Below are 19,937 nucleotides of genomic sequence, written 5' to 3' on the forward strand. Positions count from 1 at the left end.
GCGATGGCCCGGTCGTCGTCGGGCGACCACTGGCGCAGCAGGGTGTGGTGCGGGTAGCGGCCCCGGCGGACCAGGTCGCGGACGGTGATGCCCTCGGGGGCGAATATCCCGCACTCAACGGGAACGGGTCAGGTCTCTGTCCAGGCTCGCCGGATCTGCTCGAAGCGGGTGGGCAGCGGCGGGCGCAGGGCGCCGTAGCGCGCGTTGGTCCGGTGCACGAACCGCCGCCACGACAGCACCAGCCCCTGCCGGCTGATCGGCAGGCCTGACGCGACGGTCGTCCCGTTGTCGTGCGTGTGGTGGACCGTGAGCAGCAGCGCCCTCGGCACCGAACCCTCGAGCTCCGCCGCGAGCTCCTCGCGCACGACCATCCAGTGCTTCAGCAGCACCACCAGGTCGGCCGGCAGCAGGTGCCGCCGTGGTGTGCGGTGCTTGCCGTGCCGCACCAGCACGCTGCCGTCCGAGGTCTTCGCCCGCGCCGGCCCGAGGTCGATGTCCTCGACCCGCACCCGCAGCAGGTCCCCGTACCGGGCGCCCGTCGCGCGCACCAGACCGGTGATCACGGCGAGCCGCACCGCCTCGGGCTTCGCGCCCGTCCGCATCGCCTCGGTGGAGAGCTCACGCCAGACCCACTCGGCCTCCTCGAGGCTGACCGGCGGCCGCGGATAGCGGGCGGGCTCCCCACTCCCTGCTTCTGGTGACGTCGCATCGGTACTGGTCATGGTCGAAATATACGCTTGGCACACTATTAATCCGTGGCAGAGACGCCGCGTGTCGTCGATCCAGGAAAGAAGTCCCCGTACCCTCGTGCGGTGGACCTCCCCAGCACCATCGCCCGGCCGATCGACCACGAGACGGTCATCAAGAAGTCCCGGTTCCTGGCCCACCTCGCACCCGCCACGAGCGTCGCGGAGGCCGACGCCGTCATCGCACGCCGCCGCAAGGAGCTGTGGGACGCGGGCCACCACTGCGTCGCGATGGTCCTCGGTACGGGCGCCGACGGAGCGAGCCAGACGGCCCGCTCCTCCGACGACGGCGAGCCAGGGGGCACCGCGGGCGTCCCCATGCTGGAGGTGCTGCGGCATCGCGGCATGACCGACCTCGTCGCCGTGGTCACCCGCTACTTCGGCGGCGTGAAGCTGGGCGCGGGCGGGCTGGTCCGGGCGTACTCGGGGGCGGTGGCCGAGGCTCTCGACGTCGCTGCCACCTCAGGGGCGCTGCTCAGCCGGGAGCTCCTGTACGAGGTGGAGGTACCCGTCCCCCACGGCGACGCCGGGCGGATCGACAACGTCCTGCGCGACTGGGCCTCGTCGCACGGGTCGGTGATGGAGCCGCCCGCCTACGACACCGTCGCGCGCCTGCGGCTGCTGGTGCCGAGGGAGCAGCTGGACACCCTGACCGCCGACGTCGCCGCAGCCTCCGCGGGTGCTCTCTCCCCCGCCGTCGGGAACGCGCGGGTCGTGGACGTACCGCGCGTCGGCCTTGACTGACCTCCTTGGCGGGTGAAGTCTCTGGGGCACCCGCACCGGCACAAGCACCGTGGAGGGACCATGCACCGTCGCATCCGCTCGTCCGCCGTCGTCGTCGCACTGACCGCCGCCGCAAGCCTTCTCGCCGCCTGCGGCCCGAGCGCCGAGGAGGAGGGGCCCGCCGAGGCCATCACCTTCTGGACGCCGCAGTCGACGCCGGAGCGGGTCGCCGCCCAGGAGGCCGTCGCGGCCAGGTTCACCGAGGAGACGGGCATCGAGGTCGACGTCGTCCCGCTCGCGGCCGCCGACCAGGACCAGGCGCTGGTCACCGGTGCCGCGTCCGGCGAGGTGCCGGACGTGATCCTCGCCGGCGCCTCGCAGATCACGTCCTGGCAGGCCCAGGGGCTGCTCGACACCGACGTCGTGCAGGAGGCCATGGAGACCCTCGACCCGGCGACCTTCAACGAGAACGCGCTGGGCGCGGTCACGGTGCAGGACGACGGAGGCGGCAGCACGGTCGCCGCCGTCCCGAGCGACGGCTGGGTGCATCTGATCGCCTACCGCACCGACCTGCTCGAGGAGGCGGGGGTCGAGGTGCCGACCAGCGTGGCCGAGCTCGCCGAGGCCGCGACCGCCGTCAAGGACGAGCTCGGGATCACGGGCATCGCGCTCGGCACCCAGTCCGGAACCGCCTCGGGCACGGAGGGCATCGAGTCGATCTTCCAGTCGGCGGGCTGCGCGCTCGTGTCCGACGGCGAGGTCACCATCGACTCGCCGGAGTGCACCGAGGCCGCCGGATACTTCAAGGAGCTGCGCGACTCGTCGGTCGCCGGCGACTACGACGTCGAGTCCGCCCGCGCCGCCTACCTGGCGGGGGACGCCGCGATGCTGCTCTTCTCCACGCACATCCTCGACGAGCTCGCGAACCTCGACGAGGCCGTGCCGCCGTCGTGCGAGCAGTGCTCGGACGACCCCACGTTCCTCGCGGAGAACTCGGGTTTCATCACGGTGCTGGACGACGAGCATCCGGCCCAGTTCGGCGCCACGCTCGCCTATGCGGTCCCCGCGCGCGCCAACGTCGACGAGGCGCGCCAGTACATCGAGTACGTGCTCGGCGAGGGGTACGCCGACACGCTCGCCGTCGCCACCGAGGGCCGACTTCCGCTGCGCACCGGCACGCCCGAGAACCCGACGGAGTTCCTCGACGCGTGGGGCGGCCTGGGGTTCGGGCCCAAGGTCGAGTCCTCGGTCGCCGAGGTGTACGGCGAGGACCTGGTCGCCGCGATGGGCGACGGCATGGCCGCCGTCTCCCGCTGGGGCCAGGGCACCCCCGATGCCACGCTCGCCGGGCTGGTCGCCACCCAGGGCACGCTCGCGCAGCAGCTCGACCCGCTGTACCGGGGCACCGACCCGGCCGAGGTGACCGGGCAGATGGCCGCCGAGGTGACGGCGCTGCAGCAGGACCAGTGACGGCCCGCCCGACCACGATAGCCCGACCGACGAGGCGGGCCCGCCCGACCACGGCTGCCCAGCGCGCGAACCGTTCGGGGTGGTTGCTCGCCTCCCCGTCGCTCGCGGTGGTCGCCGTCGTCGTGCTGCTGCCGTTCGCCCTGGTGGTGGTGTTCGGGTTCTCCGAGATCCGCCTCGTCGACATCCCGTACCTCGGGACGGAGCCGGTCGAGTGGACTCTCGCCAACTTCCAGCAGGCCGCGTGGTCGCAGGCGTTCTGGGGCGCCCTGTGGACCACCGTCCTGTACGCGGGTCTGACGGCGGTGGGGTCGCTCGCCGTCGGCCTCGCGCTCGCGCTGGCGCTGCGGCGTCCGTTCCCCGGGCGCGGCCTGGTCCGTGCCCTGCTGCTCGTGCCGTACGTGCTCCCGGTGGTCGCGGCGGCCACCATCTGGAAGACGGCGCTCAACCCGCAGTACGGCGTGGTGAACGCGTTCGGCCGCGCCTACCTCGGCTGGGACACGCCGGTGGGTTTCCTCAGCACCACCTCCGCGGACGTCCTCGGCGTCCCGGTGCCGGTGGCGCTGCTCGTGGTCGTGCTGTTCGACATCTGGAGGTCGGCGCCGCTCGCGTTCCTGTTCCTCACGGCCCGGCTCCAGTCGGTGCCCGGCGAGATCGAGGAGGCCGCCGCGCTCGACGGCGCGAACCGCCGGCAGGCCCTGCGGTTCATCCTGCTCCCCCAGCTGCGGGCGGTGGTCCTCCTGCTCCTGCTGCTGCGGTTCATCTGGTCGTTCCAGACCTTCGACGACGTCTACCTGCTCACCGAGGGCGCCGGGAGCACGCAGGTCATGGCCATCCAGGTCTACACGGAGCTCGTCACCAAGGCCGACATCGGGAGCGCAGCGGCGTTCGGCCTGCTCATGAGCCTCATCCTGGGCGTGCTCCTCGTGGGGTACGTGGTGCTCTCCCGGCGGGCCGAGGAATCATGAGGGGACGGTTCATGACGGTAGTCATGAGAGGGCGGTTCATGAGGGGGCAGTCGTGAGCGGCATCCGGCCCACCCGCACCGCGCGCTTCGGGCGTGCCGTGGTGGTCGCCGTCGCGCTCGTGTGGTCGCTGGGCCCCGTGCTGTACGGCGTGCTGCTCTCGGTGCGGCCGTACGGCGAGGTGGTCCGCGACCCGCTCGGACTGCCGTCCGGGCTCGACCTGTCCGCCTTCACGACGGCGATGCGCGACGAGGCCGACGGCGGGTTCGGGCTGGGCCGGTTCGTGGTCAACTCGCTGGGCGTCGCCGCGGGGACCGTCGCGCTGAGCATCCTGGTGTGCGTGCTGGGCGCCTACGCCGCCGCCCGCCTCCGGTACCGCGGCCGGGCGCTGACCAACGGCATCATCCTGGCCGTGTACCTGTTTCCCGGGATCGTGCTGGCGGTGCCGAAGTTCGTCGTCCTGTCCCGTCTCGGCCTGACCAGCACCCTGGTGGGGCTGCTGATCGTCTACGTGGCGGCCACGGTGCCCGTCGCGCTGTACATGATGCGGAACTTCTTCCTCGCGCTGCCGCAGAGCGTCGAGGAGGCGGCGATCATGGACGGCTGCACGCTCGGCCAGCTGCTCGTCCGGGTCGTGCTGCCGATCGCGATCCCCGGCGTCGTCGCCACCGCCGTCTACGTGTTCATGATCGCCTGGAACGAGTACTTCTACGCCCTGCTGTTCCTCGTTCAGCACCGCGACCGCTGGACGGCGCCGCTCGGCATCGCACAGCTCGGCGACTTCCAGGTGCCGGTCACCGTGCTCCTGGCCGGGTCCATCGCGGTGACCGTGCCGGTGGTCGTCGTCTTCTTCCTCGCGCAGCGGTACATCGTGTCGGGTCTGGTCCAGGGGGCGGAGAGATGACGGCGGCGCCGGTCCGGGCTCCGGCCCGGCCGCCCGTCCGACTGGCCGTCCTCGGGGCCGGCGGCCGTGGCGCCGACGCCTACGGCCGCTGGGTCCGGGCGCACCCCGACCGAGCCAGGATCGTGGCGGTGGCCGACCCGGACGCGAACCGCCTGGAGGCCCTGGCCGGCACGACCGCCGCCCGGTACGACGACTGGGCGGACCTGGCCGCAGAGCTCGGCCGGCTGCGGCCGGACGCCGTGATCGTCGCGCTGCCCGACGCCCTCCACGTCGCAGCGGCCACGGCGGTCGCCGACGCCGGGCTGCCGATGCTCCTGGAGAAGCCTGCCGCCCCGACGCTCTCCGCCCTGACCGACCTGGCGGCCGTGGTGCGCCGGACGGGCGCCCGGATCGCCGTCGGGCACGTGCTGCGGTTCGCGCCCTTCTGGCGGGCGGTGCGCACCGTCGTCGAGGCGGGCGCCCTCGGCGACCTCGCGACCATCGAGGTGCGCGAGAACATCGGGTTCTGGCACTTCGCGCACTCGTTCGTGCGGGGCAACTGGCGCAGCTCCGCCGAGTCCAGCCCCATGGTGCTCGCCAAGACGTGCCACGACCTCGACCTGATCCGCTGGCTCGCCGGGTCGGCCCCCCGGACCGTGGCGAGCGAGGGTTCGCTGCTGCACTTCCGCCCCGAGAACGCCCCGGACGGCGCCCCCGCCCGCTGCACCGACGGCTGTCCCGCCGCCGCGGACTGCCCGTTCTACGCGCCCCGCTACTACCTGGACGCCCTGCGCGATGTCACGGGCCATCCGGTCACGATGCTCGGCGACGACCTGTCGCCCGCCGGCCGCCTGGCCGCCCTGCGGCGCGGGCCGTACGGGCGCTGCGTCTACCACTGCGACAACGACGTCGCCGACCACCAGCAGACCCTCCTGCGGTTCCCGTCCGGGCTCACCGCCACGCTCACGGCCAGCGCGTTCACCGCCGAGAACACCCGGCACCTCGCGATCACCGGCACGCGCGGGCAGCTGCACGGGCACATGGAGTCGGGCGAGATCCGGGTGGACCTGTTCTCGCCGTCCGGCCGACTGCCGGACGCCGCCCTGGGCGCCCTGCCCGGCGTGGAGCTCGTCGAGTCCGGCACCGACGGGCCGCTCGGCCACGCCACCCACACTCTCGTGGCGCGTCCGGCCCCGGAGTCTGGTCCTGGCGCCGGGACCGACGCCGGCACGAGTGGCCGCGGCGGTCACGCCGGCGGGGACGCCGGTCTCATGGACGCTTTCTGCCGGGCAGTGGTCGACGGCACGGTCGGTTCGGGCGAGCTGTCGTTCGCCACGGCACTGGACAGCCACCTCATGGCGTTCGCGGCGGAGTGGTCGCGCGCAGGGGCCGGCGTCGTGGACTTCGGGCGGTGGTCCGGTGCCGCGCGGGGCTCTCCGGGCGTGGGTCCCGGCCAGGACGGCGCATCTCAGGACGGCACCGGCCGGCGGGTGCGATGAGCGCGGCGAACGCGTGGGCCGACGCCGTGCGCGGCGTCGCCGAGCGGGCCGGCCTGGACCCGTGGCGGGTCACCGTCGAGCTCGCGGGATTCGATGCCAACCGATTCGATGCCGATCAGCCCGACACCGGCCAGTCCGACACCACCCGGCCCGATACCGCCGAGTACCGGGCCGAGGCCGGGCACCTGACGATCCGGGCGACCGGCGCCGTGGCGGCGTCCGTCGCGCTGGCCCGGTACGTCCGCGACCACCTGGGGACGCGGCTGACCTGGCAGCGGCCGCGCGTCAGCCCGGGCACGGCCGGTTCGAGCACGGCGGGTTCGAGCCCGCTGCCGGACGCGCCCCGCACCACCGTCTCGTCGCCGCACGAGGTGCGGTACTACCTGAACGTCGTGACCTTCGGGTACTCGACGCCGTTCTGGGGCTGGGACCGCTGGGAGCGTGAGATCGACTGGATGGCGCTGCACGGCATCACGCACCCGCTCATGCTGGTGGCGCACGAGGCGGTGCTGGCCGAGACGTTCCGCCGGGCCGGCCTGCCCGACGCCGAGGCCGCGCGCTGGCTGGGCGGCGCCGCGCACTTCCCGTGGACGTTCATGGGCGGCATGCACTCGTTCGGCGGTCCGCTGCCTGCTCGCTGGGCCGAACGCCGGCTCGACCTCGCCCGGCGGATCCTGGCCCGGATGCGCGAGCTCGGCATGACGCCGGTGTTCCCCGCGTTCGGCGGGCACGTCCCGCCGGCTCTCGCGGGCCCGCGACCGGCCGGCGATGACCCGGCCGACGACCCTCCAGCCGGCGAGATCGAGTGGCAGGGCTGGCACATCCCCCTCCTCCACCCGGAGTCGCGCCGTTTCCAGGACCTGTTCGCGACCTTCGCGCAGGTCCAGCGCGAGCTGCTCGGCCCGGGCTCCGGGCACTACGCCGTCGACCCGTACATCGAGTCGGTCCCGCCTTCGGGCGACGCCCGGTACCTGCGCGCCGCGGGCCGCGGCACCTACCGGGCCCTCGCCGCGGCGGACCCCGACGCCGTCTGGGTGCTCCAGGGCTGGCCCTTCCACTACAAGGGCGCGTTCTGGACACCCGACCGGATAGCCGCGTACCTGCGCGACGTCCCGGTCGACCGCACGCTCGTCCTGGACCTCTGGGGCGAGCACGTCCCGCTGCACAGGGCCCTCCTGGCGGACGGCACCCCGCTCGCCGGCCGGCCCTGGGTCTGGTGCGCGCTGCACAACTTCGGGGGCCGCCCGGCACTGTTCGGCGACCTGCGCGGCCTCGTCCGGGACGTGCGCGCTCTGCCCGACGGCGTCCCCCACCTGCGCGGGATCGGCCTCGCCCCCGAAGCCATCGAGAACAACGAGGTCTTCTACGAGCTGGCGACCGACCTCGCCTGGGACGACGCGCCACGCTCCCCCGCGGAGCTCGACCACTGGCTGGAGCGGTTCGTGCTGGACCGGTACGGGCTGTCGGAGCCGCATCCGGTCACGAGGCCGGGCACAGGGCCGGGCACGGGATCAGGAGCGGGAGCGGGAGCGGGAGCGGGAGCGGGAGCGGGTACAGAATCGGCCGCAGGACCGGGCCGGTCCGGGCTGATCGGTGAGGCACGCGCGGACCTGACCCAGTTGGCGCTACGCGCTTGGCACACTATTTACTCGACTCTCTACGGCGCGGGCCGCACCCGCTCCGTCCCGACGCCCGTCATCGCCCGCCCCTGGACCGCCGGCCTTCCGTTCCCCGCCCAGCGCAGTGCGGGCGAGGCGATCGGCAACGCGCCCCCGACGCCGTCGTCCAACATCGACGCCGAGAACGACCCCGCCGTCGCGGCCGCGCTCCCCCGCCTCGAGCAGGCGCTGCGGGAGCTGACCGAGGTCCGCGACAACCTGCCAGACGATCTCGCGGGCGCTCCTCCGGACGATCAGCCGCGCGACCTGCTCAGTGCCGACATCGCCGACCTGGCGGGCCACGTCCTCGCGCAGGGTACGCGCGTGCACGCGCGCGGCATCCTGGCGGCGGCACGCGCGGGCGACCCGGACGGCGTCCGCACCCACATGAGCCGCCTGCGCGCCGACCTGCTGCGGCTCGACGACCTGGCCGGCGCCCGCCCCGAGACCCGGGTCTCCACCTGGGTCGACGCCGCCCGCGCCTGGGGAGACACCGACGCCGAGCGGGACGCCATGGAACGTGAGGCGCGGAGCCTGGTCAGCGTCTGGGGCGGGCAGCACAACGGCCTGCACGACTACTCGGGCAGGCACTGGCAGGGCCTGGTCCGGGATCTCTACCTGCCGCGCTGGCAGGCCTGGGCGGACTGGTTGGCCGACGCCGCCACGCACGGCCCGGTCCCGCTCGACGCCGACCCGACCCCGCTGCGCGAACGCATAGTGGAGATCGAGGAGACGTGGCGGCGACCCGGGCCGTCGAGACCGGCTGACCGCCAGTGTCCTGCGCCTGAAGGTCGCCCTGGGCCGCCCCGCTGGTACTGACTCACGTTCAACAGGATCCAGGCGACCGTAACCCCCGAGGTTATGGCCGTCCGGAGCGTTATGGTCGCCCGAAGCCCGGGGCCGTCAGACCGGTCCGTCGCGCTCGTCGTCGAACTTCAGACGCAGGACACCAGACCGCTGCAGCCCGCGACCCTGGGCTCAGAAGCCCTCCGGGCCCACCGTCGCGCCGTCGGGCACCCTTCCGCCGTCGCCCGTGAGCTGCGCCTTGCCCTCTGCCCGCACGCCGGACCCGAAGGTCCAGTCGCCGCGGACCGTCAGCGAGTCGGCGTCGCGCAGCGACGGCGCGCCCGCCGCGAACCGCTCGGTGAAGGCGTCGATGAGCTTGTAGTGGTCCTTGTCGAGGTCGACGAGCGGCGCGAGGGCCTGTGCCTCGAGCCGGTAGTCGGGCGTCAGGTCGTAGACGTCCGAACGCAGCACGAGCAGATCGTTGGTCGTCTTGACCGGCAGGAACCGTGACCGCTCGACCTCGATCGCCGTCGCACCCTCGAAGACGGCGACCGCCGCCCCCATCGCGGACTCGATCTGCACCACCTTGGGCGACGACGGGTCCGACGGGTCGACGGTCTTGTCGTTGCGGATGAGCGGGAGCTCCAGCACGCCCGACGTCCGCTCGAGCTCGGCGGCCAGCGCCTCGAGGTCGAACCAGAGGTTGTTGGTGTGGAAGAACGGGTGGCGGGTGGCGTCAAGGGACGCGGCGACGTCGTCCGGGTGGGTCTGCGCGGTCTCGCGCTGGACCACCTGGCCGTCGGCCTTGCGGATCACGAGCTGGCCGCCCTTGACGTCGGCGGGCGTCTTGCGGCACAGCTCGGCGGCGTACGGGGCGCCGGACGCCGCGAACCAGCCGGCGATCGTCGCGTCCGGTGTGGCGCCGAGGTTGTCCGAGTTGGAGACGCACATGTACCGGAAGCCGGCCTCCAGCAGCGCGACGACGACGCCGGACGCGTGCAGCGCCGGGTAGAGGTCGCCGTGGCCGGGCGGGCACCACTCCAGCTCGGGGTCCTTCTCCCAGGTGACCGGCGTGAGGTCCTGGGCGAGCAGCTTGGGCTCGCGGTTCTGCAGGAAGTCGACGGGCAGGGAGTCGACCGCGAGGTCCGGGTAGCGCTCCAGGGCCGCGAGCGTGTCGTCGCGGGTGCGGAACGAGTTCATGAACAGCAGCGGGAGCCTGGCTCCGGTGGCCTTTCTGGCCGCACGCACCTGCCCGACGATGATGTCGAGGAACGTGAGCATCTCGGGCTCGCCGGACCCGCCGGCCGGCTCTGCGTCCGACACAGCGCCCGAGGCCGGCGCGACCCGTACCGGCAGCAGCGACTTCGCCTGGTCCATGCCCATGGACGTGCCGAGCCCGCCGTTGAGCTTGAGCATCGCGGTCTTCGCGAGGGCAGCGGCCGCCTCGTCGTCACCGATGGTCAGCTCGGCGCGGTTCGGGATGTCGACCAGCGGGTCGACGTCGTCCTCGCGGATCATCCCGCTCGCACCCGACTGCAGCAGGTGGTAGAACCGCGTGAACGTCTCGATGGCGGCGGGCGCCACGCCTGCTTCGGTCATCTTGGTGCGGGCCTGCTCGAGCCCGGTGGGGTCCGTCATGGGCACAGGTTATTCGACGCCACCGACACCGGGCGTCACTCGAAACGTGCGGGGTCGCCCGCACCCACGCGGACCACGTCGGGAAACCCGTCGGACCAGTCGACGACGGTCGTCGGCTCGGTCCCGGCGTCCCCGCCGTCGACCACGGCGTCGAGCAGGTGGTCGAGCTCCTCCTTGATGGTCCAGCCGTCCGTCATCGGCTCGGCCTGGTCGGGCAGGATCAGCGTGGACGAGAGCAGCGGCTCCCCCAGCTCGCGCAGCAGCGCCTGCGTGACGACGGAGTCGGGGATGCGTACGCCCACCGTCTTCTTCTTGGGGTGGGCGAGCCGGCGCGGCACCTCGGCGGTGGCCGGGAGGATGAAGGTGTACGGCCCCGGCGTGGCCGCCTTGATCGCGCGGAACGCCGAGTTGTCGAGCTTCACGAGCTGACCGAGCTGCGCGAAGTCGGAGCACACCAGCGTGAAGTGGTGCTTGTCGTCGAGCCCGCGGATGCTGCGGATGCGGTCCGCGCCGTCGTGGTAGTCCATGCGGCAGCCCAGCGCGTAGGAGGAGTCGGTCGGGTAGGCGACCAGGGCGTCGTCGCGCAGCATGGCGACGACCTGGGCGATGCTGCGCGGCTGGGGGTCGACGGGGTGCACGTCGAAGTAGCGGGCCATGCCGTCGAGCCTAGTCGGGCACGGGTCCGGACGCAGCGCTCGGGCGACCTGCGCGGGCGGCCCCGCTCAGCGGACGGACAGGGCCCGCCGCAGCTCGTCCCCGCTGGCGTTCCCGCCGGTGCACACGATCCCGACGTCACGTCCGGCGAAGCGCTCCGGATCGGCGAGGACCGCCGCGAGCGCCGCGGCGCCCGCGCCCTCCGCGACGGTGTGCGCGCCGGTGAGGTACAGGTGCTGGGCGGCGGTGATCTGGTCGTCGGTGACGAGCACGAAGTCGGTGAGGTACTGGTGCATCAGGGCCTGGGTGACCTCGAACCCGCAGCCGACGGCGAGGCCTTCGGCGCGGGTGGTGTTGGCGCGCTCGACGAGGGCGCCGGAGTGCCAGGAGTCGTGGGCGGCGGGTGAGGCGGCGGACTGGACGCCGATCACGGCGGTGCCGGGGGCGACGGCGGCGGCGACCAGGCTCGCGGCGGCGGCGCCGGACCCGCCTCCGACGGGTACGACGAGGACGTCGAGGCCGGGTGCCTGCTGGAACAGCTCGAGGTAGAGGGTGCCGACGCCCGCGATGATGGCGGGCTCGTTGGCCGCGCCGACGAGGCGGGCGCCCGAGCTCTCGGCGAGCGCGGTGGCCCGGGCGCGGGCGTCGTCGAAGGTGGCGCCGTGCAGCAGCACGTCGGCGCCGAGGTCGAGGACTGCCCTGAGCTTGACCGGGTTGGGGTCGTCGGGCATCACGATGGTGCAGGCGGTGCCGGTGAGGCGGGCGGCGTAGGCGACGCCCTGGGCGTGGTTGCCGGTGGAGTAGGCGACGACGCCGCGGGCGCGTTCGGCGTCGGACATGGACAGCAGGAGGTTGCTGGCGCCGCGGGCCTTGAAGGCTCCGGTGCGTTGCTGGTTCTCGTGCTTGACGACGATCGCGGCGTCGGTGGCGCGGTCGAGCTCCGCGTACTGTCCGACGGGGGTGCGGACGACGACGCCCTCCAGGCGGGCCTGCGCGGCGAGGACGTCGGCGATGGTCGGCAGGGCCGGTGCCGTCAGCCGGGGCGGGAGGGTCGCGAGCGTCATGGTTCCAGCGTGACCCGCACATGACCCATAGGTCCAATACCTCTTACGAAGATCTTCGATCGATGAAACCTATCTTTCTAGGCTAGCCTGGGGTCATGACCGCAGAGCTCGACCTGACCCGGCTGCGTGTCCTCGCGGCGGTCGCCCGTACCGGTTCCGTCACGGCGGCAGCGAAGGAGCTGCACTACGCGCAGCCGTCGGTGAGTCACCACCTGTCCCGCCTGGAGGCGGACGCGGGGATCCCCCTGCTCCAGCGCCACGGCCGCGGCGTCCGCCTCACCGAGGCCGGCCGCCTCCTGGCGACCCGCGCGGAGGAGATCCTCGGCCGCGTCGAGGGCGCGCGCCGCGAGCTCGACGCGCTCGCCGGCCTGCGTGCGGGCCGCGCCCGGCTCGCCGCGTTCCCCTCGGCGCTGGCCACCGTGGTGCCCGACGCCGTCGCACGGCTCCAGCAGGAGCACCCCGGCCTGTCCGTCGGCCTGGTGGAGCACGAGCCGCCGGACGCCGTCGCCGCCCTGCAGTCGGGCGCCGTCGACGTGGCGCTCGTGTTCGAGCACACGGACGTGCGCCACGTGCGGTCCATGGACGACCTGTCCCGCTACGAGTCGACGACGATCCTGGACGACCCGGTCCACCTCGTGACGGCCGCCGATCTCGACGCGGCCCCCGTGCCGGGGTTCGTGCCGGACCTGAAGCTGCTCGACGACGCGGAGTGGATCGCCGGCTGCGAACGATGTCGCGCCGACATGGTGGCCCGCTGCGCCGCCGTGGGGTTCGCCCCGCGCATCGCGTTCGAGACCGACGACTACGTGGCGGTCCAGGCGCTGGTGGCCGCGGGGGCAGGCGTGAGCCTGCTGCCGGGGCTGACGCTGCGGGCGCACCGCAACCCCGGGATCGCGAACGCTCCCCTGCCTGGCGCCGTGCGCCGGGTCATGGCGCTGACCGTCGGGCCGCCCGCGCCGCCCGCCGCTGCCCTGATTCGGCAGCTCGTCGCGGCAGGCGCTAACGTCCCTCTGTGACCACGGCCACTTCTCCGCACGCGGCCGGCTGAGGACCGACCCAGGACGGACGAACAAGCCCGATGCTCCTGCTGTCCACCTTCTTCTACTCCGCGGGCTCCGCCGTGGCGGCCTTCATGGCGCTCGAGGCGTACCTGGCGGTGGCAGCGACCAACGACACCTACCCGAGCGTGCTGCTCGCGGCCGTTGCCGCGACCGGGCAGATCGCCGGCAAGCTGCTCTGGTACTGGGCCGGTGCCGGGACGACCCGCCTGCCGTGGCTCCGCCGCAAGCTGGAGTCCCCGAAGGCGGCCGCCGCGATGGCCCGCTGGCGCGACCGCACCGACGGGCGCCCCGTCTACCTGGGCCTGGTGCTGCTCGCCTCCGCGTTCGCGGGCGTGCCACCGTTCATGGTGATGTCGGTGGTCGCGGGCGTGCTGCGCGTGCGGCTGTGGCTGTTCGTCGGCACCGGCCTGGTCGGCCGGTTCCTCCGGTTCTGGATAGTGCTCGAGGCCGCCGACTACGCGTGGCTCCTGCTCTGAGCCGTCCGGGGCCGTCCGCGGTCGTCCGCGCTGCGCGGTCAGAGGTCCGTCGCGCCGTCCAGGGCCTCGCGCAGCAGGTCGGCGTGCCCCGCGTGCCGGGAGTACTCCTCCACCATGTGCACCAGGATCCAGCGCAGGGAGATGTGCCCCCTGCGCCCGGGCCGCACGGTGGTGCGGTCCAGGACGCCCGCGCCGGGCGGCGGCACCTCGTCCAGCACCTCGTCGAGGATCCGCTCGGAGGCCGCGACCGCGTCGTCGAACAGGGCGGTGAGCTGCTCGGGCGTCTCGTCGAGGGCGCTGTGCCAGTCCCAGTCGGAGTCGGCCGCCCAGGGAGCGGTGTCCCACGGCGGGGCCGGCTCGTTGCCGGCCAGCCGCACGTTGAACCAGACGTCCTCCACGTACGCCAGGTGCTTGAGCATCCCCGCCAGCGTCATGGTCGACGGCGGGTGCGGCGTGCGCAGCTGCTCCACCGTCAGGCCCTCGCACTGGCGGCGGATCGTGGCACGGTAGAAGTCGATGAAGGACCGCAGGATCGTCAGCTCGTCGCCGACGATCGGTGGGTCGGTCCTCGGGACGGCGCTGCTGCTCTCGGCGTCCGGCTGGGAGATGCTCATGGCGCGACAGTACCGATCGCCAGCATGTGCTGGCTCATGTCGGTGACCCCCGGCGTCGTCGACAGCGCGCGGGCGAGCGTGAGCGCCGCGTCGATCAGCTCGGGCGCCTCGGGGGCGTCCAGCCGCACCCGTTCCAGCGCCCCGCCCGCGGGTCCCTCGACGCCGTGCACGACGACGCCCGACAGTCCCGCATCGGCGGCCTCCGCGGCGAGCTCGGCGGCGTCATGGAAGTGGGCCGCGGGGAACGCGATGTCTTCGGGGGCCTGGCCGTGCTCGAGGACCGCCTGCCAGACGGCGGGCGGGAACAGCTCGTAGCCGCCGCCGACCAGCGCGGCGAGCCGCGTGATCCCCGCCGCGACCACGGTGCCGCCCGGCCGGGTCACGCGCACGGCCTCGCGCAGGGCGACCAGCCGGTCCGCGCGGCTCGCGAGGTGGTAGAGCGGGCCGAGGAGGAGCACCGCGTCGAACGCGTCGTCCGCGAGGCCGAGACCCGGCCCGCCGAGGTCCCTGGCGTCGCCGACGCGCGCCTCGAACGTGCCGTGCCGCGCGGCGATGGCGACCTGGGCGGCGACCGGGTCGACCAGCAGGACGTCGTAGCCGTCCTGTGCCAGCGGCGCGGCGTGCACCCCGGTGGCACCGCCGACGTCGAGCACCCGTGCGCCCGGCGAGAGGCGCTGCCGGATCAGCTCCTGGGTCCTGGTGTGCTCCACCCGGCCCTGCGCCGAGCCGACCGTCAGCCGCGCGTGCTCGTCCCAGCCCGTCCGGCCGGAGTAGTACTCCTGGACCCGCGTGTCGACGGCGCTCTGGTCGGTCGCATACCCACCGGCCCCGCCGTGGTGGTGTCCGTCGTCTCGTCCGTCGCCGCTCGTCTCGCTCGTCTCGCTCGCCATGGCGAGACCGTAACGATGCCCCGTTGCCGCCCGCCACGTGTTTCCGGCAGGAAAACACTTGTTCATTTCACCCGAGACGAATCGTTACGTGTCCGGTACGCCTCTTTTGCTCGGAGTGTGAGCATGGCAACATTCGCAAGGTGCACCTGATCCGAGAATTCGCACCTGACGCCTACGAGTTCGCGCTGTCGTCCTGGTCGTGGATCGGAACCGGTGGCAAGACCCCGCGGTTCGCGTCCTGCTTCGGCGACATGTTCCTCGAGTCCCCCGACGGCTGGTGGTTCCTCGACACGGTGGAGGGCACGCTCGAACGCCGCTGGAGCTCCATGGATGACATGTTCGCCGACCTCCAGGGCAACGACGGCCGCGCCGAGTACCTCCTCGAGGAGACGTTGAACGCGGCCCTCGCACAAGGGCTGCTGCTGGGCGACGACGAGGTCTTCGCCTTCCTGCCGCCCCCCGCGGTGACGGGCACCATGTCCGTGAGCTCGCTGGCGCCGCTGCGTTTCGCCATCGCCGCGAACCTCGCCGGCCGGATCCACGGCGAGCTGAACGGCGTGCAGCCCGACGCCGGCGCGTCCGCCCTCTTCGCCGCCCAGCGGTACGCGGCGCAGCAGGCCGCGGCCCAGGAGGCCGCGGCGCGAGCGGCCGCCGCACAGGAGGCCGCGGCGCGAGCGGCCGCCGCACAGGAGGCAGCGGCGCAGCGCGCGGCAGCGGCCCAGCCAGCCCAGCAGGCGGCCGCTCGGCGAGCGCCCGTGATCCAGGGCGTGCCAGCCCAGCGGGTCGCCGCTGCCCCCACGTTCGACGCGCCCAACCCCCGGACCGACCGGTGGGAGCCCGCGGCCCAGCAGGTGACCACCGGCGCCTACCCCGTGTACCGGCCCGCACCGGAACCCGAGTACACGGACGCCGGCTACGAGCCCCGGTACGCCGCTGGATCGGAGCTCGACTACACCCGGGGCTACGTCTCCCCGGGCGGGAACGCCGGGTACGACTACGTGGACAACTCCCACACCGTCGACACCGGGCAGTTCAGCCAGTACATCGCCGACCAGTACAACACCGGCCAGATGGCCGCCATCGACCACACGTCCGTCCCGGCACGGTCCGGGCCGCACCAGGACGGACGCTGGTCGTACGCCTGAGGCGCTACTCCTCGAGCCCCGCCACGGCGGTCAGGATCAGCACCGACCCGACGATGCCCGGCGGCCCTAGCCGCTCCCCCAGCAGGACCGCGGCCGCGACCGCCGCCGTCACCGGTTCCAGCAGCGTCGCGACGACCGCCGCTCCGCTGCGGGTGGTGCGCAGCCCGGCGTAGAAGAGGCCGTAGGCCAGCGCCATCGTGAAGATCCCGAGATAGGCGAGCGTGCCGAGCGCCATCGGATCGCTCGTGACGAACGGTCCGCCGCCGGCCAGCGCGACGGGGACGAGGCCGACGGCGCCCGCCGCCGTCGCGACCGTCGTCAGGGCGAGCGGATCCACGCCGTCGGACGCCAGCAGGGTGCTGCCGAGCGCCGTCGTCGCCGCGTAGACGGAGCCCGAGGCGATCGCGAGCAGCAGGCCGAGCACCGGCCGGGGCCCGACGGCGTTCACACCCGACGCTGTACCGGACTCCATGCCCGACGCGATGCTCACCAGCACCAGGCCGGACAGCGCGGAGCTCACGACGAGCGTCAGCCGGACGGCGCTCCGGGTCGCCGTCCGGCGCCGGGCCCGGACGAGGTCGACGACCGCGAGGAGGACCGGCGCGAGCCCCAGGCTGACCACCGTCGCGACGGTGACGCCGGCCGTGGCCACCGACCCGAAGTACAGCGCCTGATAGGCGCCGGTGCCCAGGCCGACGACGACGGCACGGACCGGATGCGCCCGCACGAGCGCCACGAGGTGCGGACCCCTTCGCAGGGCGAGCGAGGCCACGAGCAGCGCGCCGGCCGCGATGAGCATGCGGTAGGCGCTGACCGTGAGGACCGACATCGCGGCATGGTCGCGCACGATCTCGAGGGCGAGGCCGCCGGTGCCCCAGAGAATTCCGGCGAGGCAGATGAAGAGCAGCCCGATACGAGTGGATGACATGTGTGCTCCTGGCCGGTCCCCGCAGGGTCCGGCCTGTTCCGAGGGATTTCCGAGGACAGGGAATCGTCGTGGAGCACGCCTCAGCGCCGGCCCGCGGGGGCCGGTCGTGGTGCCGCTCCGGTCAGACGACCGGGGGCGGCAGGACGGAACGACTGGGAGTCACGATCGGGATGCTAGCAGCGCCTCTCGGGGTGGTGGCGGGGTGTCCGCGGGGGTTGCGTCGGGGTCGGCCGTTAGGGTCGGCCGACAGGGTCGGTGGGCGTGTCGGTGTCGCTGGGTAGGGTCGTTGAGGCCGGCTCCGTGGTGCGGGGTACGGCGGCTCGGCAGCCCGAGTGCTTCCTGCGCCCTGGGTTTTCCACATCTTCGAATCTGGAGATGCGGAGCGAGCTGATCGAACATATATTCGACGATAAGGACGCTGTTGATAGCGAGGGGGCAGGGTGATCGGCATGGTTGGACACGCGGGAGGCGGCAGGGAACGCGCCACGGTTGTCGAGGGCTTCCTGCGCGACATGCTGTCCTCTCCCGCCTGCCCAGTCCTCGGCGCATCGACGGCCACGCACACCCTGACCTGGAACGCGATCCGCCACGACGACGAAGGCAACCTACCGACCCCGACCGTCACCTGGCCCGGCCACGGCGCAGCCGCGAACGCCCGGAGCGCGCCGAGCGTCGTGGCCACACCGGGCACAGCGGCCGCCGGCGATGGTCCGAACGATGCGAGCTCCGGCACACCGGTCGGTGGCGACGAGCCGGTCGGTGGCGACACTGCTCCGGTCGGGCTCGATCACATGCCTGTCGGTGCCGGGCTGGTCGAGGTGCTGGCAGGCGTGGAGGTCGCTGACCTGGCGGACGACGTGCTGCTCGACATCGGCGCGCGCTGGCAGGAGGTGATCTCCTGGGCCACGGCGATGCAGTCACGTGCGCTGGGCGAGATCGCCCGGCGCCGCTCCTGGACCGAGGAGCACAACGCCGCTGCGGCCGAGATCAGCGCCCGCCTGCGGGTCCCGCAGCACGAGGCGAACAAGCATCTTGCCCGCGGTGCGGGCCTGGCCGAGCACCCCCTGGTCATGAACGCCCTGCACGAAGGCCGCATCGATACCGCCAAGGCCGACATCCTCCTGCGCTCCGGCAACCCCTTGACCCACGAGGAGCGCGACGAGGCGATCACCCGCTACCTGCCCGAGGCACCCGGCCGGACCCGTGGGTGGCTGCGGAACAAGATGAACGAGTTCGCCCACCGCCTCAAGGGTGCGCTGGAGACCACCAAGCACGCCATGGCCCGCCGTGCGGTCTACCTCGACCCGGCTGACAACACCATGGCCTGGATCAGCGCGAACCTGCCCGCCCCCGACGCCGCAGCAGTCTGGGACGCGATCGAACAAGCCGCGCACACCCTGCGTCGCACCGCGGGCACCACACGGACCCTGGCCCAGGCCCGAGCCGACGCCCTCGTCGCGATCACCACCGGTCGCGTCATCGTCCCGCCCCACCCCGAATGCACCTCCACCAGCACAGTCACCAGCGCCACACCAGAAGCAGCAGCGACGCCAGGAACGCCAGCAACGGTGACAGCAGAGGCAGTAACGGCAGAGACGGTAACGACAGAGACGGTAACGGCAGAGACAGCGACCCCAGGGGCGGTGACGCCGGAGGCAGCGGTGACACCGGAGGCAGCGGTCGCGGATGCGGAGGCGGCAGTCGGGGATGCGACGACAGGACCGGTTCAGCCCGGGAGCGAGCTGGACGCCGCCGGATCCTTCCCGGCCACGCGTCCGACGCGAGCGACCACCGCGCAAGACCCGGTCGAGCAAGCGCTACCTCGGACCACGGTCCCCGCGACGGGGTGCACCTGCGGCGGCTGCACCTGCGGCGGGACGACGATACGAGTCGTCCAGGTCAAGCCCCAGGTCCGGATCACGATCCCTGCCACAACCCTCTTGGACCTGGACAACACGCCCGGCCACCTCGAGGGGTACGGGCCGATCCCCGCAGACATCGCCGCCCGGATCGCGACCGACGCGACCTGGCACCGCCTGCTCACCGACCCCACCACGGGGATCCTCACGGACTACTCCACCACGACCTACCAACCCGGCAAGGTTCTGCGCCAAGCGGTCACCGCCCGCGACCAGAGCTGCACCTTCCTGCAGTGTGAGCGATCCGCCCACTGGGCCGACCTGGACCACATCCAGCCCTTCGACCACAACCTCGATCCCACCGACCAGCCTCCCGGCACTCCTGGGCAGACGCGCGCCACCAACCTGCAACCCCTGTGCCGCGCCCACCACCTCGCCAAGACCCATAACGGCTGGGCCCCCGTCCGCGACCCCGCTACCGGCACCACGACCTGGACCGCGCCCACCGGACACACCTACACCCGACCGCCCACCCAGACCGGGCAGATCAGCAACGACATCACCAGCCTGGCCGGCGACACCCGAGCCCGCCTCGGACAACCACCACACCTCCGACAACCCGCCACTGAACAACCCGCCACCGAGTGCCCCACCGCAGGATCGACGACTGACGCGTCGAGTACTGCGGGGCCAGCCGTCACGGCATCGACCACCGAACGATCACCGGTCCAGCCACCGACGACCGAACAGCGTCTGCGCCGCTTCCCCGATGAACCACCCTTCTGAGGCGGCCCCACCGATCGGCAGGCCCTCTCCGGAAGGTCGCTCAGGCAGCTTGCTCAGCAGATCAGCCACTTGCTCAGGCTCGCCAACCGTCTGGC

At 72.9% G+C, this 19,937-nt stretch carries 17 protein-coding genes; 10 read left to right on the top strand and 7 right to left on the bottom strand.

The genetic code is table 11. The features are described from left to right. Window positions 1–128: 128 nt before the first annotated feature. Window positions 129–722, bottom strand: coding sequence for a tyrosine-type recombinase/integrase (locus tag ACFWE2_RS16620; protein ID WP_377225326.1), 594 nt, complete (start codon window positions 720–722; stop codon window positions 129–131). Between the two features lie 90 nt (window positions 723–812). Here ACFWE2_RS16620 and ACFWE2_RS16625 point away from each other — a divergent pair, with 90 nt between their 5' ends. The 6 genes from ACFWE2_RS16625 to ACFWE2_RS16650 all read left to right on the top strand — a co-directional run bounded on the left by ACFWE2_RS16625 (window position 813) and on the right by ACFWE2_RS16650 (window position 8,760). Continuing rightward, window positions 813–1,490, top strand: a complete 678-nt coding sequence (locus ACFWE2_RS16625) for an IMPACT family protein (protein ID WP_377225327.1) — start codon at window positions 813–815, stop codon at window positions 1,488–1,490. Between the two features lie 60 nt (window positions 1,491–1,550). After that, window positions 1,551–2,939 carry an ABC transporter substrate-binding protein gene (locus ACFWE2_RS16630; protein ID WP_377225328.1) on the top strand — a complete coding sequence of 463 codons (1,389 nt, stop codon included), beginning with the start codon at window positions 1,551–1,553 and terminating at the stop codon, window positions 2,937–2,939. An 83-nt stretch (window positions 2,940–3,022) separates the two neighbouring features. After that, window positions 3,023–3,904 (top strand): carbohydrate ABC transporter permease, encoded by an 882-nt coding sequence (locus ACFWE2_RS16635; RefSeq protein ID WP_377225329.1) that lies wholly within the window; start codon window positions 3,023–3,025, stop codon window positions 3,902–3,904. 52 nt (window positions 3,905–3,956) lie between these two features. Next, entirely contained in the window at window positions 3,957–4,805 is an 849-nt protein-coding gene (locus ACFWE2_RS16640; RefSeq protein WP_377225330.1) for a carbohydrate ABC transporter permease, read from the top strand. Continuing rightward, window positions 4,802–6,283, top strand: coding sequence for a Gfo/Idh/MocA family protein (locus ACFWE2_RS16645; protein WP_377225331.1), 1,482 nt, complete (start codon window positions 4,802–4,804; stop codon window positions 6,281–6,283). The genes ACFWE2_RS16640 and ACFWE2_RS16645 overlap by 4 nt, the downstream gene beginning before the upstream one ends. Beyond that, window positions 6,280–8,760 (top strand): alpha-N-acetylglucosaminidase TIM-barrel domain-containing protein, encoded by a 2,481-nt coding sequence (locus tag ACFWE2_RS16650; RefSeq protein WP_377225332.1) that lies wholly within the window; start codon window positions 6,280–6,282, stop codon window positions 8,758–8,760. Before ACFWE2_RS16645 ends, ACFWE2_RS16650 begins: the two co-directional genes overlap by 4 nt. A 159-nt stretch (window positions 8,761–8,919) precedes the next feature. Here the strand turns inward: ACFWE2_RS16650 and ACFWE2_RS16655 are convergent, their stop codons facing one another. The 3 genes from ACFWE2_RS16655 to ACFWE2_RS16665 form a co-directional block, all read right to left on the bottom strand. Continuing rightward, the gene (locus ACFWE2_RS16655) at window positions 8,920–10,365 is read right to left on the bottom strand and encodes a UTP--glucose-1-phosphate uridylyltransferase (RefSeq protein ID WP_377225333.1); all 1,446 of its coding nucleotides are present in this window, start codon (window positions 10,363–10,365) and stop codon (window positions 8,920–8,922) included. Between the two features lie 35 nt (window positions 10,366–10,400). Next, window positions 10,401–11,021: an L-threonylcarbamoyladenylate synthase gene (locus tag ACFWE2_RS16660; protein ID WP_377225334.1), complete on the bottom strand. Its 621-nt coding sequence runs from the start codon at window positions 11,019–11,021 to the stop codon at window positions 10,401–10,403. 66 nt (window positions 11,022–11,087) lie between these two features. Next, entirely contained in the window at window positions 11,088–12,083 is a 996-nt protein-coding gene (locus ACFWE2_RS16665) for a threonine/serine dehydratase (protein ID WP_377225335.1), read from the bottom strand. A gap of 95 nt (window positions 12,084–12,178) precedes the next feature. On the opposite strand from ACFWE2_RS16665, the gene ACFWE2_RS16670 reads away from it, so the two are divergent. After that, a complete protein-coding gene (locus tag ACFWE2_RS16670) occupies window positions 12,179–13,099 on the top strand; it encodes a LysR family transcriptional regulator (protein ID WP_377225336.1) in 921 nt (306 codons plus the stop codon). A 62-nt stretch (window positions 13,100–13,161) separates the two neighbouring features. Next, a complete protein-coding gene (locus ACFWE2_RS16675) occupies window positions 13,162–13,620 on the top strand; it encodes a VTT domain-containing protein (RefSeq protein ID WP_377225337.1) in 459 nt (152 codons plus the stop codon). A 38-nt stretch (window positions 13,621–13,658) separates the two neighbouring features. Here ACFWE2_RS16675 and ACFWE2_RS16680 read toward each other — a convergent pair whose 3' ends face one another. Then, window positions 13,659–14,234 carry a DinB family protein gene (locus ACFWE2_RS16680; protein WP_377225338.1) on the bottom strand — a complete coding sequence of 192 codons (576 nt, stop codon included), beginning with the start codon at window positions 14,232–14,234 and terminating at the stop codon, window positions 13,659–13,661. Next, window positions 14,231–15,124 carry a class I SAM-dependent methyltransferase gene (locus ACFWE2_RS16685; RefSeq protein ID WP_377225339.1) on the bottom strand — a complete coding sequence of 298 codons (894 nt, stop codon included), beginning with the start codon at window positions 15,122–15,124 and terminating at the stop codon, window positions 14,231–14,233. Before ACFWE2_RS16685 ends, ACFWE2_RS16680 begins: the two co-directional genes overlap by 4 nt. A gap of 140 nt (window positions 15,125–15,264) precedes the next feature. On the opposite strand from ACFWE2_RS16685, the gene ACFWE2_RS16690 reads away from it, so the two are divergent. Then, on the top strand, window positions 15,265–16,269 hold the full coding sequence (locus ACFWE2_RS16690; RefSeq protein ID WP_377225340.1) for a hypothetical protein: 1,005 nt from the start codon (window positions 15,265–15,267) through the stop codon (window positions 16,267–16,269). Between the two features lie 4 nt (window positions 16,270–16,273). Here the strand turns inward: ACFWE2_RS16690 and ACFWE2_RS16695 are convergent, their stop codons facing one another. Beyond that, window positions 16,274–17,197 (bottom strand): DMT family transporter, encoded by a 924-nt coding sequence (locus ACFWE2_RS16695; protein ID WP_377225341.1) that lies wholly within the window; start codon window positions 17,195–17,197, stop codon window positions 16,274–16,276. Window positions 17,198–17,646: 449 nt separating this feature from the next. Between ACFWE2_RS16695 and ACFWE2_RS16700 the strand changes: the two genes are divergently transcribed. Continuing rightward, the gene (locus ACFWE2_RS16700; RefSeq protein ID WP_377225342.1) at window positions 17,647–19,842 is read left to right on the top strand and encodes an HNH endonuclease; all 2,196 of its coding nucleotides are present in this window, start codon (window positions 17,647–17,649) and stop codon (window positions 19,840–19,842) included. Window positions 19,843–19,937 lie beyond the last annotated feature (95 nt).

This window comes from Promicromonospora sp. NPDC060271 (assembly GCF_042726755.1).
Lineage (GTDB): Bacteria > Actinomycetota > Actinomycetes > Actinomycetales > Cellulomonadaceae > Promicromonospora.

Coding starts and splice junctions, on each gene's coding strand:
- ACFWE2_RS16620 (WP_377225326.1), bottom strand. CDS start 722: ATGACCAGTACCGATGCGACGTCACCAGAAGCAGGGAGTGGGGAGCCC.
- ACFWE2_RS16630 (WP_377225328.1), top strand. CDS start 1,551: ATGCACCGTCGCATCCGCTCGTCCGCCGTCGTCGTCGCACTGACCGCC.
- ACFWE2_RS16645 (WP_377225331.1), top strand. CDS start 4,802: ATGACGGCGGCGCCGGTCCGGGCTCCGGCCCGGCCGCCCGTCCGACTG.
- ACFWE2_RS16650 (WP_377225332.1), top strand. CDS start 6,280: ATGAGCGCGGCGAACGCGTGGGCCGACGCCGTGCGCGGCGTCGCCGAG.
- ACFWE2_RS16655 (WP_377225333.1), bottom strand. CDS start 10,365: ATGACGGACCCCACCGGGCTCGAGCAGGCCCGCACCAAGATGACCGAA.
- ACFWE2_RS16660 (WP_377225334.1), bottom strand. CDS start 11,021: ATGGCCCGCTACTTCGACGTGCACCCCGTCGACCCCCAGCCGCGCAGC.
- ACFWE2_RS16665 (WP_377225335.1), bottom strand. CDS start 12,083: ATGACGCTCGCGACCCTCCCGCCCCGGCTGACGGCACCGGCCCTGCCG.
- ACFWE2_RS16670 (WP_377225336.1), top strand. CDS start 12,179: ATGACCGCAGAGCTCGACCTGACCCGGCTGCGTGTCCTCGCGGCGGTC.
- ACFWE2_RS16675 (WP_377225337.1), top strand. CDS start 13,162: ATGCTCCTGCTGTCCACCTTCTTCTACTCCGCGGGCTCCGCCGTGGCG.
- ACFWE2_RS16680 (WP_377225338.1), bottom strand. CDS start 14,234: ATGAGCATCTCCCAGCCGGACGCCGAGAGCAGCAGCGCCGTCCCGAGG.
- ACFWE2_RS16685 (WP_377225339.1), bottom strand. CDS start 15,124: ATGGCGAGCGAGACGAGCGAGACGAGCGGCGACGGACGAGACGACGGA.
- ACFWE2_RS16695 (WP_377225341.1), bottom strand. CDS start 17,197: ATGTCATCCACTCGTATCGGGCTGCTCTTCATCTGCCTCGCCGGAATT.
- ACFWE2_RS16700 (WP_377225342.1), top strand. CDS start 17,647: ATGGTTGGACACGCGGGAGGCGGCAGGGAACGCGCCACGGTTGTCGAG.